We start from the raw sequence: 17,487 nt of genomic DNA on the forward strand, positions 1-17,487 counted from the left end.
TTTTCGGTGACCACCAGGACCGCCACGCAGCCGGCCAATCGGCCGGCTGCGCTCAGTGACACCAGCCTTTCCCCGCCCCGTCCACGGAGCCGTCGGAAGTGGCGGCTCCGCTCGCGCCGGCCGCCGCCCCGTCCCGTTCTGCGTTTCAGTCCTCGGAGCTCCCCGAATCGGGACTCATCTCGACCCCGCGGCCTGTACGCCCCACAGGGAGGCGTACGTCCCCCCCTGGTCGAGCAGTTCCTCGTGGGTTCCCCGTTCGGTGATCCGACCGTCTTCGAGGACGAGGATCGTGTCCGCGCCTTTGACCGTCGAGAGGCGGTGGGCGATGGCGAACGTCGTGCGCTCTTCGGTCAGGCGGTCGATGCTCTCCTGGATCAATCGCTCTGTCTCGGTGTCGACGTCGCTGGTCGCCTCGTCGAGGATCAAGATCTCCGGGTCCTGCAGGATCGTCCGGGCGATCGAGAGGCGCTGTTGTTGCCCGCCCGAGAGCTTCACGCCCCTCTCGCCGATCCGGGTGTCGTAGCCCTCGGGGAGGTCACGGATGAACTCGTGTGCTTCCGCGGCGCGGGCGGCCTCCCGGATCCGCTCGTCGCTCGCCTCGAAGTTTCCATACGTGATGTTCTCCGCGACGGTGCCGTCGAAGAGGTAGGCGTCCTGGCCGACGTAACCGATCGCGCCCCGCAGGCTCGACAGCGTGAGACCCCGAACGTCATGGCCGTCGACGCGGATCTCGCCGCAGTTTACATCGTACAGTCGGAGCAACAGCTTCAGTACGGTCGACTTGCCCGCACCGGTCGGGCCGACGAGCGCGACGGTGTCGCCCGATTCGGCGACGAACTCGATGTCGTGGAGCACGCGCTCGCCCGAGTCCTTGCCCTCGGCAGCGGCGAGGGCGTTCTCGGGATACGCGAAGTCGACGTGGTCGTACTCGACGCGACCCTCGGGACGGGCTAACTCGACGGCGTCGGGGGCATCCGCGATCCGGACGGGGACGTCCATCAGCCCGAAGACGCGCTCGCTCGACGCCTTCGCGTTCTCGTACTGGTCGATGATGTTCGAGACCTCCGCCAGCGGCGTGACGAAACGCTGGGTCATCAACAGGAACGTAACGAACGTTCCCACAGTGAGCTCGCCAGTGAAGGGACCCGGCGCGCCCGAGAACAGCCAGACCCCGCCCACGACGAACGTCGCGGCGAAGGCGACCCCGGCAAGCAGCTCCATCCCCGGCCGGTAGACGTAATTGAGCTTGATCACTCGCATCGTCTGCTCGAAATACTTGTAGGAGGCCCGGCGAACGCGCTCGGTTTCGTAGGCCTCGGTGGTGGCGGTCTTGACGAGTTGGATCCCTCCCAGACTGTTTTCCAGCCGGGTGTTCAGGTCGCCGACGCTCGCACGCTGGGCGACGTAGATCGGCTCGACGACACGCATGAACCACAGCGTGAACAGCACCATCGCGGGTACTGCGATCAGGGTGACGAATGCGAGTTGCCAGTTGAGGTAAAACAGGACGGCGGCGATCCCCAGCACCATCACGCCCAGACGCGCGGAGTTCTGGAGCGCGTCGTCGAGAAAGACCTCCAAGTTGGAGGCGTCGTTGTTCAGTACGCTCATCACCTCCCCGGTCTGTTTGTCGTCGAAAAACGGCATGTCGAGGCGTTGCATCCGCTCGAAACTGTCCGTGCGAACCGCGTGCATCACCCGGTGGGCGAAGACGTTGGCAGCGGTGCCGTAGATCCACGTAAACACCGCCGTGACGAGAAACGCCCCGACGATCAATGCCGCCGAGAACCGAAACTGCCCCGACTGGGTCGCCGGAAGCCACGCGTCGGGAACTACGGGAAGGGTGAAGGGTTCGGTCGCGACGAAGATCGCGTCGATGGCGATCCCAAGCACCAGCGGCGGCAGGAGGCTCGCGATTCGGGCAACGACGTTCGCGGCCATGCCGAGGCCGAACCACGCGATCTCGGGCCGCCCGTAACTGCGAAACAGCCGGACCAGCGGCCTGTCGACCCGGTCGCGATAGACGTCGAAAACGCTCTCCTCGGTCGCACCCATCTGCCCTCACCGAGGGAGCGGGGCGGTATGTATCCGCCGGAATCCACGTCGAGAGCCGGTCTCGACCGGCGGCCAGCAGTCGCGCGCCGGTGACTTTTCACTCCGGGCGGCCAACCGGTGGCCACCATGACCGACTGTCCGGTCTGTAACAACGAGATCGAAGGGGAAACCCCCGGCTCCGAGGCGGGCTACGGCGGCGAGAACTACGCGCCCGCCCAGACGGAGTACGAGGGCGAGGTCTACTACTTCTGCTGTTCGGATCACAAGGAGTCGTTCGAATCGGCTCCCGAGGAGTACGCCGGATCGTAACGAGCTACAGCCCGATCTCCCGACCGATAACTAACTGTTGGATCTCGCTGGTGCCCTCGCCGATCTCCATCAGCTTGGCGTCGCGATAGAACCGCTGGGGCGCGAAGTCCTCGGTGTAGCCGTACCCGCCGAGCACCTGCACGGCGTCTTCTGCGACCTCCCGACAGGCCTCGCTGGCGTCGAGTTTCGCGAGCGCGCTCTTTCGGGTGACCTCCTCGCCGCGGTCGTAGGTCGTGGCGGCGTCGTGGGTGAGCAGGCGGGCACGCTCGGTCTTTCGGTGCATCGCAACGACGGTGTTCCGAACCGCGTCGAACTTCGAGATGGGCTGGCCGAACTGCTCGCGTTCGGTGCTATACTTCCGGGCGGCCTCGTAGGCGCCCTGAGCCAGTCCCACTGAGAGGGCCGCAATACTGATCCGCCCGCCGTCAAGGGTTTTCTTGGTCTGGTTCCAGCCATCGCCCACTTCACCGAGCAGACGGTCCTCGGGCAGTCGCACGTCGTCGAGCTGGATCTCACAGGTCGGCGAGGCGTTCAGCCCCATCTTCTCCCAGATCGTCGTCACCTCGAAGCCGTCGTCCTCGCGCGGGTCGACGATGAACGTAGAGATACCGTCGTAGCCCGCCTCGGGATCGGTAACGGCTTTGACGAGGATCGAGCCGGCCTCCGAGGCGTTCGTGATGAACTGCTTGGTTCCGTTGAGGACGTACTCGTCGCCGTCCTTTTCGGCGCGAGTGTTCATGTCCGAGGCGTCGCTCCCGCTTCCGGGCTCGGTCAATGCCCAGCCGCCGACGTACTCGCCCTCCGCGAGCGGGCGGAGCCAGCGCTCTTTCTGCTCGTCGGTGCCAAAGAGTTCGATGGGTTTCGAGGCGAGACTGACGTGGGCGGCATACGAGAGACCAATCGAGCCCGAAACCCGTCCCAGTTCCTCGGTGACGAGCGCGTACATGAGCTGATCGCCGCCGAGCCCGCCGTACTCTTCGCTTATCGGCACGCCCATGATATCGAGATCCGCGAGCTGGTCGAAGACTTCCTCGGGGTAGCGGTGTTCGGTTTCGATCTCCTGGGCGATGGGTTCGATCTCCTCCTCGCAGAAGTCCCGGACGGTGTCCCGGATCATCCGGTGTTCGTCAGGGAGCCTGAAATCCATAGTCCATCTTGCGCGAGAGCCGGCTTAAAAACAGCGAACGACCGTGATAGACCGGTCGCGAAGCGCCTATACGACTCGGGACCCTCCATTCGACCAATGGAGTTCCGTCGGCTGATTCGTGGACGAGTCGACGAGCCACAGCTCGAGCGGATCGGGCGGGAGATCGGCGACCGTTACGGCCGCGAGAGCGTCCACGTTTCGGTGCTAGAGGTGGACAACTGGCTCTCGACGCCGTGTGTCGTCGACGAGGAATGGTTTGTCAAGGTCATCAGCCCGCAGAACGCGCTGGTCCACGCGTTCTTTACCGGTGCGCGCAACCTCGGCGTCTTCTCGCGGGGCGAGGAAGGGTTCTTCGAGCGCTTCGAGGACCCCCTCGAAATGAGCCGCCACGAACTCGAGGCGACGCGAAGAGTCAGGGAAATCGGATTGAACGCTCCCGAGCCGATCGAGGCGTTCGGCGTCGGCGAGTTCGGCGTCCTCATGCTCGAGTACCTCCCGGAGTTTCGCACCCTCGATCGACTCCCACCCGCCGAGATCGAGACGCTGGCACCCGAACTGTTCTCGGCGCTCGCGCTCATGCACGATCACAGCCTCGCCCACGGCGACCTCCGCGGTGAGAACGTCCTCGTTCACGGCGGAGAACTGTACTTCATCGACGCGACGAACGTCCGGAACGAGGGGCTCTCGACCGCACGAGCCTACGACGTCGCCTGTGCGCTCGCGACGCTCGAACCCGCTCTCGGAACGAAACACACCGTCGAGATCGCCGCCGAAGTCTACGACACGACGACGCTGCTTGCCGCGCGGGACTTCCTCGATCTCGTCCGGTTACGTCCCGACCACGAGTTCGAGGCCGCGGGGTTGAAAGGCGAGATTGAACGGCGAGCGGGGTGACGGGCAACTTTTTACCCTCGCCTCGCAAACCATCCGAACGATTATGAGCCAGCAAGCCACGAGTGTCTCCCGACACTATATCGCCGGCGAGTGGACCGACGGGGAAGGCGAAGAGACCTTCGAGAGCGCCAATCCCGCGACCGGCGAGAGCCTCGGGGAGTTCCGACGGGGCACCGAATCGGACGTAGACCGCGCGCTCGCCGCGGCCGACGGGGCTTTCGAGGAGTGGCGCGCCCTCTCGTATATCGACCGGGCGGAGTACCTCTGGGACATCTACCACGAACTCAAGGATCGCCACGAGGAGCTCGGCCGGGTCGTCACCGAGGAGTGTGGCAAGGAGATCAGCGAGGGGAAGGCCGACGTCGCCGAGGCCTGGCATATGGTCGAGTGGGCCGCGGGCAACGCCCGCCACCCCCACGGCGACGTGGTTCCCAGCGAGATCCCCGCGAAGGACGCCTACATGCGCCGAAAACCCCGCGGTGTCGTCGGCTGTATCACGCCGTGGAACTTCCCCGTGGCGATCCCCTTCTGGCATATGGCCGTCTCGCTGGTTGAAGGCAACACCGTCGTCTGGAAGCCCGCCGAACAGACCCCCCGATGTGGACAGATCATCGCCGAGATGTTCGAGGACGCGGGCATCCCCGAGGGCGTGTTCAACATGGTACAGGGCTTTGGCGACGCCGGCAACACCATCGTCGAGGACGAGCGCGTTTCCACCGTTCTCTTCACCGGGAGCGCGGAGGTCGGCCACGAGATCGCGGGCAAGGTCGGAAGCGAGCCCGGGAAACTCGCCGCCTGCGAGATGGGTGGGAAAAACGGGATCATCGTCACCGAACAGGCGGACATGGACACGGCGGTCCACTCGGCGATCATGTCGAGTTTCAAGACGACCGGCCAGCGCTGCGTATCGAGCGAACGCCTGATCGTTCACACCGACGTCTACGACGAGTTCAAGGACCGCTACGTCGAACTCGCCGAGTCGGTGAAGATCGGCGACCCAATGGACGAGGACACCTTCATGGGGCCGGTGGTCGACGAGAGCCAGGTCGAGAAATTCCACAAGTACAACGACCTCGCACGAAAGGAGGGTGGGCGCGTGCTAGTCGACCGCGCTGAGCCCGATGCCGAGGAGCTGCCCGAGGGCTCGGAAGACGGCCACTGGGTCGGCCCCTTCGTCTATGAGGTCGACTACGACCCGGAGCTTCGCTGCCTGCAGGAGGAGGTCTTCGGCCCCCACGTCGCCCTGGTGGAGTACAGCGGCGACGTCGAGGAGGCCATCGACATCCACAACGACACGCCCTACGGGCTCGCGGGCGCGATCATAAGCGAGGACTACCGCCAGATCAACGCCTTCCGGGACTACGGCGAGGTCGGACTGGGCTACGCGAACCTGCCGTGTATCGGCGCGGAGGTCCACCTGCCCTTCGGCGGGGTCAAGAAGTCGGGCAACGGGTATCCGAGCGCGCGCGAAGTGATAGAAGCGGTCACCGAGCGCACTGCCTTTACCCTGAACAACTCCCGGGACATCGAGATGGCTCAAGGGCTCTCGGCGGATATTACGACGAGCGAGAACTGAAAGGATGGTGAACGGGGCCGGGCCAGACCCCGCTCGATAGGCACTGCGCTGGTTTCCACCAGCACGCTCTGCTACGAGGGCGGGGAGTATCAGTATACAGTTGCTAACGACGGTTAGGGACGTACTACGCGGTTCGAGACGAGGCGGGAGATGGACCGTCCGGGAGCGGTCCGGTGGAGCGCGACGCGGGTTGTGTGTGCCGTCAAGCGAGAAAAGCGCTCTTCGGCACTTCCTCCTCAGGGGTCGGGCCTAATAAACGTGTTTGCTCGGCCCTGACGGGTGCTACCACGCCCCGATTCGACTCACGACCGGCGATCACCCAGCGCCGGAAACTCCTCGCGGACCCGCTCGACCCTGCCGGGATCGATCTCGCTCGTGACCAGGGTCGGATCGTCGGCCGCACTCGCGAGCGTCGTTCCCCAGGGATCGAAGACCGTCGAGCGACCCAGTAACCGTGTCCCTTCGTACTCGGCGCTTCCGTTGACGGTCGCGACGTAACACTGGTTCTCGATGGCACGCGCCCGCGAGAGGGTCGTCCAGTGCTCGACGCGCGGGTAGGGCCACGCGCTCGGGACGAGTACCAGCGAGACGCCCTCCTCGACGAGTTCGCGATAGAGTTCGGGGAATCGTAGATCGTAACAGGTGGTGATCCCGACGGTGAACCCCTCGATCTCACAGACTCCCGAGAGGGGGTCCTCGCCCGGAACCAGCAGTTCGGCTTCGGCCGACTCGTAGCCGAAGAGGTGGTGTTTCCGGTAGACGGCCCGACGCTCGCCCGCCCGGTCGAACAGGACGGCGGTGTTCGCGAGCCCTTCGTCGGCGGGCGTCGCGACGTCGCTCGTCTCCGCGAGGTCCTCGACGATTGTCCCCGAAAGCACGTTGATTCCGGATTCGGCGGCGGCTTCCGAGAGCCGCGAGAGCGTCGGGCCCGAGAGTCCCTCGGCGGCGCGTTCGTAGGCCTCGAACGCGAAGTAACCGACGTTGAATATCTCCGGGAGACAGACGATATCCGCGTCGCGACCCGCGGCGTCGTCGATGGCCTCGATGGCCCGCTCGACGTTTCCCTTGACGTCGCCGTGTTCGATGTCCAGTTGCGCGAGTGCGATCTTCATCGGTCCCGTTCGGCGAGGTATTCCCGGATCGCCTCTTCGAGGTTCTCGAGTTCCGAATCGAGATTACGTTTGAAAAAGCGCTCGACGCCCGGGAGCTTGCCGTCGACGACGAACTCGTTGGAGAGACGACAGCCCCCCTCTACCTCCTCGAGGCGGTGGGTCCCGGTGACGCGCATGACCTTCGATCGACCGACGAACTCGACGTACCGGGGCGGATCGCGCTCGGTGTCCTCGGTCTCGACACGGGCGGCCCGCCGGATTACCGGAACCGGGATGTCGATGTACCAGGTCGCCTTGCGGCCCGCCTCGTCTTCGAGTTCGTACTCGGAGACGACGCTGATCGCCCGTGCTCGCTGCTCTGGATCGGAGATAAACTCCCAGACTTCCTCGCAGGTCGCCGGTAGCGTGAACTGTCGTTGAACCCGGACGGTCATACTACGAATCGGGGACCCTGCGATCAAAAAGACGCCGGATCAACTCAGTGTGACCTTCCACGTCGTCGAGCGCGAGCGGCCCCACTTCTCGATCTCGACCTCGTCGGTCTTCTCGTCGAGGTACGGCAGACGCGCGCCGACCTGTTTCGAGGAGAGGCCGAGCGCCTTCGCAATGTGCTTCGATCGGAAGTAGCTCTCGCCGGCCGAGACGCTGTCACGGAGGTAGGCGAGAATACGTTGATCCTCATCCGTGATATTGCTCATCGGACGGAAGTAGGGCGCAGACGGACTTTAACATTTCCCGCCCGCCCTATGCGTAGAGGTGGACGGCCACCACGAGGATCAACCCGGCGACCACCGCCGCCGCAAACCCCCACGCGCCGACCAGTCCGCCCGGGGCCGCGAGCATCCCGACCGCGCCGCCGGCCGCGAGCAGTCCGAACAACAACCCGATACCCAGTCCTTTATCCGACGTCACCCGTGTCGTGCGTGCCATTACTGGCCATACGCACAGGTGGGGCTTAGTGCGTTGTGGTTCGTTCGGGCGGCGTGAGCCCGCCGCAGGGCGGAATCTACCGACCGTCAGGGGAAGGTACCGCCTTCCTCGAAGGCCCGCACCACGCGGTCGATGGCGACGACGTAGGCCGCAGTCCGGAAGTTCGGCACGTCGTTGTCCTCGTAGGCCTCGATGAGGTCCTCGAAGGCGGTGACGATCACCTCCTCGAGTTCGTCGTTGACTCGATCTTCGTCCCAGTAGAAGCGCTGGCGGTTCTGGACCCACTCGAAGTAACTCACCGTCACGCCGCCTGCGTTCGCGAGGATGTCGGGGAAGACGTCGACCTCGCGTTCGGCCAGCACGTCGTCCGCGTCGGGCGTCAGGGGACCGTTTGCGGCCTCGACGATCACGTCGGCTGCGACCTCGCGGGCCAACTCCTTGTCGATGGCATTCTCGAGGGCCGCGGGCACGAGCAAGTCGACGTCGAGCGTCAGCAGGTCCTCGCCGGAGAGTTCCTCGTCGGCGCCGGAGAAGTCGCTGACGCTACCCGTTTCGTCCTTGTGATCGCGCACCGCCTGCGTGTCGAGTCCCGACTCGGTATAGATCGCGCCCGAGGAGTCCGAGACGGAGACGATCGTCGCGCCCTGTTGTTCGAGCAGGTTCGCAGCGATCCAGCCCGCGTTGCCGTAGCCCTGCACGGCGACCGTCGCGTCGCTTATATCGCGTCCGAGATAGGAGAAGGCCTCGCGGGCGGTGAGCATGGTCGAGCGGCCCGTCGCCTCGACGCGACCCTCGCTGCCGCCGCTTTCGATGGCCTTGCCGGTGACGACGCCCGGTGCGGTGGTGTTCTCGAGGGTCTCGTAGGTGTCCTTGAGCCAGTTCATCTCGCGCTGGCCGGTGTTGACGTCGGGGGCCGGAACGTCCCGATCCTCACCGATCAGCGGACGCAGTTCGGTCGCGAAGGCGCGGGTGATCCGTTCGAGTTCCGCCTCGGAGTACTGGGCGGGGTCGATGACGATCCCGCCCTTCCCGCCGCCGTAGGGGATGCCGACGATCGCAGTTTTGTACACCATCCACCCCGACAGCGCCATCACCTCGTCCCGGGAGACGTTCGGGTGATAGCGGATCCCACCCTTGTACGGGCCCCGGTCCCCGTTGAACTGCGAGCGGAAGGCCCGAAACCGACCCAGCGAACCGTCGTCCAGTTCGACAGAGAGGTTCGTCTCGAGGACGCGCTGGGGGTGTTTCAGTCGCCCGAGGACGTCCTCGTCGACGTCGAGGTAGGCGGCCGCGTCGTCGATCTGCTCCTGGAGACTCTCGAATGGGTTCGCTTCCTCGTCCATCGCTCGGTTTCACACCCACCGCGGAGTTAAGCGTGCCGGAATGTATATCATATTAGTAATATCTATGCCCTTAGTCGTCCCACGAGCCCGCGAGGCGGGCGTGCTCGCGGACCCGCTCGGCGCGCGCTAGAAGCGGGGCGTCGATCATCTCGCCGGCGACGCGAAAGACGCCCCGATCCTCGGCCTCGGCGCGCTCGCGGGCCGCGAGGACCCGGCGCGCCCACTCGATCTCCGCCGGGTCGGGCGCGAAGGCCTCGTTGATCGGTCCCACCTGACTAGGGTGGATCGCCATCTTCCCGTCGTAGCCCAGCCCGAGCGCAAAGCGCGTCTCGCTTGCGAGGCCCTCGCGGTCCTCGATGTCGGTGTAGACGGTGTCGATCGCCCCGACGTCGGCGGCGCTGGCGGCGATTACGACCCGCTCGCGGGCGTACAGCACTTCCGTCCCCTCGTCGGTGCGGGTCGCGCCGATGTCCGCCGCGAGGTCCTCGGCCCCGAAGACGAGCGCGTCGGTCGCCTCGTGGGCCGCGATCTCCGGAGCGGCGAGCACCCCGGCGGCGCTCTCGATCAGCGCGAGGACCGGCAGCGACCGGCCGTACTCCCGAACGGCCCCGTCGAGTCGCTCGACGGATCCCTCCTCGGCGACCTTCGGCAGCATCAGGCTGTCCGGCCGGACCCGTTCGAGGAGCGCGAGGTCGGGTTCGAACGCGGGATTGACCCGAAGACAGACCTCACAGTCGGGGTCGAACGCCGGGTCGGCGAGGAGTTCGGCGACCGCCTCGCGGGCCGCCGGTTTGCGGTCGGGTGAGACGGCGTCCTCGAGGTCGAAGACGATCACGTCCGCGCCCGCATCGGGGGCCTTCCGGAGCATCTCGGGGCGATCGCCGGGGGTGAACATGACGCTTCGGCGAGTCATGGCGGTCGTTCGATCCCGATCCATATCGGTCTACTCCCGTCGGCGGAGATGGGTGATGGGAAAGGGTTTACCACGAACTCGGACGAAAGAGTGAGGTGATGATCCGATGATCGACACGGCGTTCCTCTCCGGAGGGGGGTGGTTGGCGGGGATCGAGGGCATGCGGGCCATCGTCGAGACGGCGACTGGATGGCCGGGCGTCGGGATCGTCTTTGCGTACTCGTTTCTCATCGCCTTCGCCCTGCCGGGTCCGAGCGAGATCGTGCTGGTCGCGCCCCTCGACATCGCGCCAACGCGGGCGGCGACGCTCGGAGTCATCGTTCTCACCAGCGCGATCGGCAAGGCGATCGGGAGCGTGTTTGCCTTTCACATCGGGCAGGAGGCCAAACACGCCGGTCCGATCGTGCGCTGGCTCGAACGCTCGCGTTTCGACGTCATCTCGTGGTCCGAAAAACGGACGGTCGGGATCGCCCAGAAGTACGGGTACGCGGGACTCGCACTCGCCCTCTGTGTGCCGTTTTTCCCGGACACCGTCTCGATCTATGCGTTTGCCGTCCTTGAGGAGAACTACTGGAAGTTCGCACTCGCGACGTTCGTCGGGAGCCTCGGCCGACTCCTCGTGACACTCGGGGTCTTCGGCGGGGCCGCCGGCTTGTTGTAATCGCATCCGAGGACCGGACGCCAACGGAAAAACCCCCAGCGTTTTGCCCGCCGGAACCGACTCGGCAGTAGGGAGATGCCCGGACTGTACTACGAGGAGTTCGAGGTCGGCGAGACGATCGAACACGAAAAGCGCCGCACAGTGAGTGAATCGGACAACCAACGCTTCTGTGACATGACCATGAACCAACAGCCCCTTCACCTCGACGGGGAGTTCGCCTCAGAGAGCCAGTTCGGCGAGCGCCTCGTCAACGGCCTCTACACGATGAGTCTCGCCGTCGGGCTCTCGATACCCGAGACGACCGACGGCACCATCGTCGCGAACCTCTCGTACGACGACGTCTCGCATCCCCGGCCGGTGTTTCACGGCGATACGCTCCGCGCCCGATCGACCGTCACCGAGAAACGCGAGACGAGCGACGGTGAGCGCGGCGTGGTCACCATGCACGTCGAGGCGCTGAACCAACGCGAGGAACTGGTCTGTGAGTTCGACCGGACGGTCCTCTCGCTCCGAACCGATAGCTAGCTCAGGCCGGCGATCAGGGTGGCATTGACCAGCGAGGCGACTATCCACGGGATCGCGAGCCCCAACGGAACGATCGCGGTGTACTCGGCCGGAAGGAGGGTCCGCCCGGCGAGGCCGACCCCGAGCGCGAGGAGTTTGAGCGCGCCGAGTGCCACGTACCCGAACCGTTCGAGCGCGACGCGTGCGACCGGGTTTCCCTCGACGAACCCCCGTTCGATGCCGTAGTACGTAAGAGCAGTATCGGCGACCATCGAGACGACGACGAGTCCCCAGAGCAACGGTTCGTATCGGGAGAGACTCGCCCACGGCCCCGCTTCGTGGATCGGCATTCGAACCTCCGTTCGGGGCCGAGCACCATCGTTATCGACCGGCTATCGACCGACGAGGGCGTGCCTAACTAAATGACCGTTCCGTGTTTCTTGTCCGGACGGTCCTTCTCGAGGTCCTCGTAGAACGCGAAGCGATTGACGAGTTCCTCGCGCAGGTCGCTCGGCGGGACGATATCGTCGATGACCACCTCGCTTGCCATCCGATGGACGTCGATGTCTTCTCGGTACTCCTCGCGGAGGTCAGCCTCGCGCGCGGCGCGCTCCTCATCGTCGTCGATGTCGTCGAGTCTGTTCCGGTAGACGGCGTTGATCGCTGCCTCCGGGCCCATGATCGCGATCTCGCCGGAGGGAAGCGCGATCGTGCTCTCGGGGTCGTACGCCGGCCCGCTCATCGCGTAGATCCCTGCACCGTAGGCCTTGCGAACGACGACACACTGTTTGGGTACCGTCGCGCTCGAAGTGGCGTAGATCATCTTCTTGCCCTTCTCGAGGATGGCGTCCTTTTCGACCCCCGAACCGGCCATGAAGCCCGGCGTGTCACAGAGATACAGCAGGGGAACCTCGTAGGCGTCGGATTTCCAGATGAATTCGGCGGCCTTCTCGGCGGCGTCGGGGAAGATCGCCCCCGCGCGGTGGTTCGGCTGGTTGGCGATGATTCCCACGGGACGGCCGTCGATCCGGGCGTAGGCAGTAATGATCTCCGGCCCGTAGTCGGGTTTGAGTTCGAAATAGGAGCCCCGATCGACGACCCGCTCGATCACCTCACTCATGTCGTAGCCCCGATTGGGCTCGCTCGGCACGACCGAGTCGATCCCCGCTGGCGAACGCTTGGGTGGTTTCGCCTCGCCTCCTGGGGGCTTTTCGCCCGCTTTGTCGGGCAGGTAGGTGATCAGTTGAGAGACGAGCTTTCGGGCGTGCTCCTCGTCGCGGGCGACGAGATCCGCGCTTCCGGAGTGTTCGGCGTGGACCTGCGGACCGCCGAGGTCCCCCATCTCGATCTCCTCGCCGGTGACCATCTTCACCATTCGCGGGCTGGCGATCGCCATCGCGCTCATCCCCTCGACCATGACCGTGAAGTCCGCGAAAACGGGAGTGTAGGCCGCACCCGCGATACACGGCCCGTAGAGCACGCAGATCTGGGGTACTCTCCCCGAAAGCATCGAGTGGTTGTAGTAGTACTTGCCGATCCCCTCGCGGTTCGCGAAAAAGCCCCGCTGCTGGTCGATTCTTCCACCGGAGGAGTCCATCAGATACAGGACGGGCTTCCCGTTTTTCAGCGCGCGCTGTTGCATCCGGAGGAACTTCTCGACCCCTTTTCCGGCCATGGAACCGGCCTTTACAGTGAAATCGTTGGCCATGAAGTGGACTTCACGAGAGTCGAACTCCGCGGCCCCCGTCAGCAGGCCGTCGGCCGGCAGTCGATCCTCCGAATCGAACTCGGCGAACTTGCCGTCCTCGAAGAGCAACCCGTCGGGAAACCACAGATCCAGACGATCGCGAACGAACAGTTTGCCCCGCTCGGAGAGGCGCTCTTTGTACTTCTCGGGGCCGCCCGATTCGATGTCGGCGATCTCCTCGCGGAGCAGGCGTTCGCGCTCGGTGGGTCCGAGCCCGTCGTCGTACTCGACGACCGCGTCTTGAACCACCGTCGGTTCGTCGCTGTCGCCGACGTAGACCTCGACCTCGCTCTCGACGTGTTCCGCGAGCGCGGCGGCGATCGCGGAGGCCTCCTCCTCGCTCGCACCCGCGCTGATCCGGACGTCCATATCCCGTCTGTGCGGGGTGATTTGAAACAGTTTTCCATTGAGGATCCGTCCCCCAAGTGCATCCACCCGGAAGACCGCCACCACTTTTTAGTGAATCGGTGTAATTAGATCTAATTACGATGGTCGACGAGCACGCAGCGGAGAGTCCCGAAGGAGTCTCGCGCTACGACCTGCTCCTCGGACTGATCCCGGGGGTGTACGCGCTCGGTCTCGCCGCACAGGCACTGGTCTCGGTTTCGCTTCCGGTAGTGCTCGTTCTCTCCTCGCTGCTTGCGGCGACGGGACTGTTCGACGCGCTCGTCGTCCACCCGCCGGCGTGAGGTATGGTATCGATTCGCAGATGGCAGACGCAAGCCAAACGTTTGGGCGGTATCGCCGTTCACGGTCGATTACACGATGAGCGCTGCGAGAAACGATCTTCACGAACGGATCGAAGCGGTAGAGGAGGCTTCGGCCGATCGAACGGCCCTCGTTACGGTGGCGATCCCACCCGAGGAGGACCTCGAAGCGGTACGAAACCGGATCGAACGCGACCACGCCAACTCGGAGTACGGCGACTCGGGACCGGTCAACAGCGACGTCGAGGAGTCGCTCGAAGCGCTTCGGGGGCGCCTCCGGGAGTACGATACGGTCCCCGAGAACGGGCTGGTCGCCTACGTCGGCGTCGTCGACGAGGAACTCGTCGAGTACGTCTTCGACGAGTTGCCCACATCGGTCGAGGAGTTCCGCTACGAGCAGGCAAACGAGTTCGATACCGCGCCCCTCGAGAGCACGGGCGGACCCGACGCGACCTACGGCCTGCTGGTGGTCGAACGGGGCGAGGCGGCCCTCGGGCGCCTCGAGGGCGAGGAAATCGTCCCGATCGACACGCTAGAAAACGAGGTCGCCGAGGAGACCCCCACCGCGGACAACGCACCCGAAAGCGTCGAGGGCGGGGACCTTCAGAGCCGGCAGACGGAGTGGAAGGAGGGCTTTTTCGACGACGTCGCCGATGCGGCCGAACGGGCGTTCCTCGGCGAGGATCCGGTCGACAACCTCCTGATCGGCGGGACCGAGATAACGATCGAAGAGTTCACCGGCGAGGACCGACTCGACCACCGACTTCGCGACCGACTGGCCGGTACCTACCCCGTCGAGTACGCCTCCGAACAGGGACTCAGACAGCTCACCGAACGCGCGGAGGGGCAACTCACCGAGGCAGAGGACCGGCCCGCACGCGAGGCGCTCGATACGTTCTTCGAGCGGGTCGACGACGGCGAGGAGGTGGCCTATGGGTACGAGAAGGTCGACGAGGCGCTCACATACGACGCCGTCGAGACACTGTTGCTCGCCGAGTCGGTCCCCGCCGAGGAGGCGAGCGAACTGGCCGAGCGCGCAGAAGACATCGAGGCCGATCACGTGATTGTCCCCACGGGAATCGAACGCGGCGAGCAGTTCGAGGAGGGATTCGAGGGCTACGGCGCGCTGTTGCGCTTCGAGATCGACTAGTCGGCCGCGTTCGTTGATTCTCCGTCGGTCGTCACACTGTGTAGCCGCGAGTTACAGGTCAGGGAACTCCTCCTGATAGCCCGTCCCGTCGAGACGATCCTCCCGAAGCGGCCAGACGGCCAGAAGCGTCGCGGTCTCCCCCTCGAGCGCTCGCGAAGTGTGTGGGACTTCGGGGGGGATCGTCAACGCGTCGTAGGGTTCGAGCGAGACGCGCTCGCCGTCGACGAGGAAATCGAGGCGTCCCTCGACGAGCATGTTCATCTGTTCGTACGGGTGCGTGTGGGGCTCTCCGTCCGGCTTTTCGGGGCCGATCCGGGAGAGCCCGATCATCTGATCGATACCGCGAAAGACGACCTGCTCGAAACCCGGTTCCTCGCGATACGGCGCGACCTCCCGCAGGTTGTGGACGGCCGGTATCGCGGACGGGTCGTAGTCGCGTGGCATGCGAGTACATTCCGCGTACACCGGATAAACGTACCCGTTCACGTTCACGAATTTCGGGGGCGAGCGTCCGGCGAGAACCGCCTTTGCTGTCCCCGCTGTCCGTTTCGGACGGCGTCAGTTCAGCGCGCCTTCGAGCCTGTCGATCAGGTCCGTCGAGCCGACGTAGACGGGCACCCGCTCGTGGAGGTCCTCGGGGTCGACCTCGAGGATCGATCCCTCGCCGTCCGAAGAGCGCCCGCCGGCGGTCTCGACGATATATCCCACTGGATTGCCCTCGAACTGGAGGCGGAGTTTGCCCTCGGGGGCCGACTCCAGAGCGGGGTACGCGAAGATCCCGCCGTAGGTCAGCACTTGATTGACGTCGCCGATCATCGATCCGCCATACCTGAGTCTGAGGCTCTCGTCGCTCTCGATCTCCTCGACGTAGGCGGCAAAGTCCTCGGTCCAGTCGGGCACCCGGCCGCCGAAGCCGTAGACCGCCGGGTCCTCGGGCAGTGTCAGGTCCTCTCTGACTGCCTCGCGTTCGCCGTCGGTCACGACGTACTCGGTGACCTCGCCCTCGGCGGCGGCCGCCATCGTGGTGATCGGGCCGTAGAGCACGTACGTCGCCCCGACCAGTTCGTGTCCAGCGGCGGGCAGCGGCGCGTTGTAGATCCCGACGATGGTCCCCATCGTGTTGTTGGGCTTGAGGTTCGAGGATCCGTCAAGCGGATCGACCGCGATCGCGAGGCCCTCACCCGTATCGACGCTCTCTTTCGTTTCCTCGCTCGCGTACTGGCCGACGCCCTCTATCGCGCCCAGTCGCTCCTCTAAGAGGTCGTCGGCGTAGTCGTCGGCCGCGAGTCGGAGTTCGCCGCTGGGGTTCTTGCCGGCGGTCTCGGCTCGCCGGCCGGGTAGGGCGGAGCGGATCTCGGGGGCAGTGCGTGCGACCGTCTCGAAGACCTCCTCGACGGTGTCGGAGTGTTCCGACATCAGTCGTCGGCGGCGGCCGTCTCGGTCGATGCGAGCGCCTCGTCGGCGCTCGCGCCCTCGAAGATGACTTGTTCGAGCGCGTCGAGCAGCGCCGTGGGGTTCTCGCGCTGGAAGACGTTCCGTCCGACCGCGAGCCCCGAGGCCCCGGCGCTGATCGCGCTCTCGACGGTCTCGAGGAACTCCCTGTCGCTGGCTTTCGACCCGCCCGACATCACGACCTTGCTCTTTCCGGCCATCGCACAGGCGTGTTCCATCGCCTCGGGCGATCCGGGATACTTCACCTTCGTGATGTCGGCGCCCAGTTCCAGTCCGAGCCGGGTCGCATACGAGATCACGTCGGGCTTGGTGTCGTTTTTCAGTCCCTGACCGCGCGGGTAGGACCACATGACGACCGCCATGTCCTCCTCGCGGGCGCCCTCTTGGACCTCGCGGAACTCTTCTGCCATCTCGACCTCGTGGTTCGATCCCCCATAGAGGGTGAATCCGACCGCGTCCGCACCGAGTTCGGCGGCGTATTCGGGCGAGCAGTTGACCGCCGAGTCGTGTTCGCCCATCCAGAGGTTCGACGTGCCGTTGGTCTTGAGCAGGAGGTTCACGTCGTCCTCATAAGAGGGGTAGTACGCCTCAGCGATCCCCTTCTGGACGGCGACGGCGGTCACGGCGTCGTGGGTCGCGGCCTCGAAGACCCGCTCGGGGTCCATCGTCCCGGGGACGGGCTCGAAGTCCACGGGCCCGTGTTCGAGGCCGTGGTCGTAGGCGAGGATCAGTACCTTCCCATCGCGGACGATCGGGGAGTCGGAAAGCGGGAGCATTCGTCTTGGAGTCCGGCGACCTACTATAAGAAACTACTGCCGTCCGTCCGTCAGTGATACAGGGGGTAGCGCGCCGCTACCGAGCGATACCGGCGGATAGGTCGAATCGACAACTACGGCGATAGTAAACGCCAGCCGGCACGTTTAGGACGGTACCCGTCGAGGTCGGATCGTGAACATCGACTCGATAGAGCGGATCGGCGTCGTCGGC

General features: G+C 65.1%; 20 protein-coding genes. 7 read left to right on the top strand and 13 right to left on the bottom strand.

The features are described from left to right. Positions 1 to 174 precede the first annotated feature (174 nt). Complete coding sequence (locus HACJB3_RS11000) at positions 175 to 2,055, bottom strand: ABC transporter ATP-binding protein (protein WP_008416770.1); 1,881 nt, start codon at positions 2,053 to 2,055, stop codon at positions 175 to 177. Positions 2,056 to 2,181: 126 nt separating this feature from the next. On the opposite strand from HACJB3_RS11000, the gene HACJB3_RS11005 reads away from it, so the two are divergent. After that, positions 2,182 to 2,364: a YHS domain-containing protein gene (locus HACJB3_RS11005; protein WP_008416768.1), complete on the top strand. Its 183-nt coding sequence runs from the start codon at positions 2,182 to 2,184 to the stop codon at positions 2,362 to 2,364. 4 nt (positions 2,365 to 2,368) lie between these two features. Here the strand turns inward: HACJB3_RS11005 and HACJB3_RS11010 are convergent, their stop codons facing one another. Continuing rightward, positions 2,369 to 3,511 carry an acyl-CoA dehydrogenase family protein gene (locus HACJB3_RS11010; RefSeq protein WP_008416766.1) on the bottom strand — a complete coding sequence of 381 codons (1,143 nt, stop codon included), beginning with the start codon at positions 3,509 to 3,511 and terminating at the stop codon, positions 2,369 to 2,371. Positions 3,512 to 3,607: 96 nt separating this feature from the next. Here HACJB3_RS11010 and HACJB3_RS11015 point away from each other — a divergent pair, with 96 nt between their 5' ends. Both HACJB3_RS11015 and HACJB3_RS11020 read left to right on the top strand, forming a co-directional pair. Continuing rightward, positions 3,608 to 4,405 carry an RIO1 family regulatory kinase/ATPase domain-containing protein gene (locus tag HACJB3_RS11015; RefSeq protein ID WP_008416764.1) on the top strand — a complete coding sequence of 266 codons (798 nt, stop codon included), beginning with the start codon at positions 3,608 to 3,610 and terminating at the stop codon, positions 4,403 to 4,405. 43 nt (positions 4,406 to 4,448) lie between these two features. Then, on the top strand, positions 4,449 to 5,981 hold the full coding sequence (locus tag HACJB3_RS11020) for an aldehyde dehydrogenase family protein (RefSeq protein WP_008416761.1): 1,533 nt from the start codon (positions 4,449 to 4,451) through the stop codon (positions 5,979 to 5,981). Positions 5,982 to 6,283: 302 nt separating this feature from the next. Here HACJB3_RS11020 and HACJB3_RS11025 read toward each other — a convergent pair whose 3' ends face one another. The 6 genes from HACJB3_RS11025 to HACJB3_RS11050 all read right to left on the bottom strand — a co-directional run bounded on the left by HACJB3_RS11025 (position 6,284) and on the right by HACJB3_RS11050 (position 10,279). Then, complete coding sequence (locus HACJB3_RS11025) at positions 6,284 to 7,093, bottom strand: carbon-nitrogen family hydrolase (RefSeq protein ID WP_008416759.1); 810 nt, start codon at positions 7,091 to 7,093, stop codon at positions 6,284 to 6,286. Next, entirely contained in the window at positions 7,090 to 7,527 is a 438-nt protein-coding gene (locus tag HACJB3_RS11030) for a CoxG family protein (protein WP_008416757.1), read from the bottom strand. The genes HACJB3_RS11025 and HACJB3_RS11030 overlap by 4 nt, the downstream gene beginning before the upstream one ends. 39 nt (positions 7,528 to 7,566) lie before the next feature. Beyond that, a complete protein-coding gene (locus HACJB3_RS11035) occupies positions 7,567 to 7,791 on the bottom strand; it encodes a DUF7123 family protein (RefSeq protein WP_008416756.1) in 225 nt (74 codons plus the stop codon). A 46-nt stretch (positions 7,792 to 7,837) separates the two neighbouring features. Then, positions 7,838 to 8,023, bottom strand: coding sequence for a DUF7525 family protein (locus tag HACJB3_RS11040; RefSeq protein WP_008416755.1), 186 nt, complete (start codon positions 8,021 to 8,023; stop codon positions 7,838 to 7,840). An 86-nt stretch (positions 8,024 to 8,109) separates the two neighbouring features. Then, positions 8,110 to 9,366 (bottom strand): Glu/Leu/Phe/Val family dehydrogenase, encoded by a 1,257-nt coding sequence (locus tag HACJB3_RS11045; RefSeq protein WP_008416754.1) that lies wholly within the window; start codon positions 9,364 to 9,366, stop codon positions 8,110 to 8,112. A gap of 70 nt (positions 9,367 to 9,436) precedes the next feature. Further along, positions 9,437 to 10,279 (bottom strand): HpcH/HpaI aldolase/citrate lyase family protein, encoded by an 843-nt coding sequence (locus HACJB3_RS11050; protein ID WP_049934580.1) that lies wholly within the window; start codon positions 10,277 to 10,279, stop codon positions 9,437 to 9,439. A gap of 106 nt (positions 10,280 to 10,385) precedes the next feature. Between HACJB3_RS11050 and HACJB3_RS11055 the strand changes: the two genes are divergently transcribed. Together HACJB3_RS11055 and HACJB3_RS11060 are read left to right on the top strand one after the other, a co-directional pair. Then, positions 10,386 to 10,940: a YqaA family protein gene (locus HACJB3_RS11055; protein ID WP_008416752.1), complete on the top strand. Its 555-nt coding sequence runs from the start codon at positions 10,386 to 10,388 to the stop codon at positions 10,938 to 10,940. A 75-nt stretch (positions 10,941 to 11,015) separates the two neighbouring features. Further along, on the top strand, positions 11,016 to 11,465 hold the full coding sequence (locus HACJB3_RS11060; protein WP_008416751.1) for a MaoC family dehydratase: 450 nt from the start codon (positions 11,016 to 11,018) through the stop codon (positions 11,463 to 11,465). Here HACJB3_RS11060 and HACJB3_RS11065 read toward each other — a convergent pair. Together HACJB3_RS11065 and HACJB3_RS11070 are read right to left on the bottom strand one after the other, a co-directional pair. After that, entirely contained in the window at positions 11,462 to 11,794 is a 333-nt protein-coding gene (locus HACJB3_RS11065; protein ID WP_008416750.1) for a DUF5658 family protein, read from the bottom strand. The two genes, HACJB3_RS11060 and HACJB3_RS11065, sit on opposite strands and share 4 nt — an antisense overlap. 68 nt (positions 11,795 to 11,862) lie before the next feature. Further along, a complete protein-coding gene (locus HACJB3_RS11070) occupies positions 11,863 to 13,560 on the bottom strand; it encodes an acyl-CoA carboxylase subunit beta (protein ID WP_008416749.1) in 1,698 nt (565 codons plus the stop codon). A gap of 119 nt (positions 13,561 to 13,679) precedes the next feature. Between HACJB3_RS11070 and HACJB3_RS11075 the strand changes: the two genes are divergently transcribed. Continuing rightward, positions 13,680 to 13,880 (top strand): hypothetical protein, encoded by a 201-nt coding sequence (locus HACJB3_RS11075; protein WP_008416748.1) that lies wholly within the window; start codon positions 13,680 to 13,682, stop codon positions 13,878 to 13,880. Between the two features lie 76 nt (positions 13,881 to 13,956). Further along, complete coding sequence (locus HACJB3_RS11080) at positions 13,957 to 15,048, top strand: baeRF10 domain-containing protein (RefSeq protein ID WP_008416746.1); 1,092 nt, start codon at positions 13,957 to 13,959, stop codon at positions 15,046 to 15,048. Positions 15,049 to 15,099: 51 nt separating this feature from the next. Here the strand turns inward: HACJB3_RS11080 and HACJB3_RS11085 are convergent, their stop codons facing one another. The 3 genes from HACJB3_RS11085 to HACJB3_RS11095 all read right to left on the bottom strand — a co-directional run bounded on the left by HACJB3_RS11085 (position 15,100) and on the right by HACJB3_RS11095 (position 17,276). Next, positions 15,100 to 15,492 carry a cupin domain-containing protein gene (locus HACJB3_RS11085; protein ID WP_008416744.1) on the bottom strand — a complete coding sequence of 131 codons (393 nt, stop codon included), beginning with the start codon at positions 15,490 to 15,492 and terminating at the stop codon, positions 15,100 to 15,102. A 114-nt stretch (positions 15,493 to 15,606) separates the two neighbouring features. Further along, a complete protein-coding gene (locus HACJB3_RS11090; protein ID WP_008416742.1) occupies positions 15,607 to 16,464 on the bottom strand; it encodes a class 1 fructose-bisphosphatase in 858 nt (285 codons plus the stop codon). Further along, positions 16,464 to 17,276 (bottom strand): class I fructose-bisphosphate aldolase, encoded by an 813-nt coding sequence (locus tag HACJB3_RS11095; protein WP_008416741.1) that lies wholly within the window; start codon positions 17,274 to 17,276, stop codon positions 16,464 to 16,466. Before HACJB3_RS11095 ends, HACJB3_RS11090 begins: the two co-directional genes overlap by 1 nt. Between the last annotated feature and the right edge of the window lie 211 nt (positions 17,277 to 17,487).

This window comes from Halalkalicoccus jeotgali B3 (assembly GCF_000196895.1).
In the GTDB taxonomy this organism is placed as follows: domain Archaea; phylum Halobacteriota; class Halobacteria; order Halobacteriales; family Halalkalicoccaceae; genus Halalkalicoccus; species Halalkalicoccus jeotgali.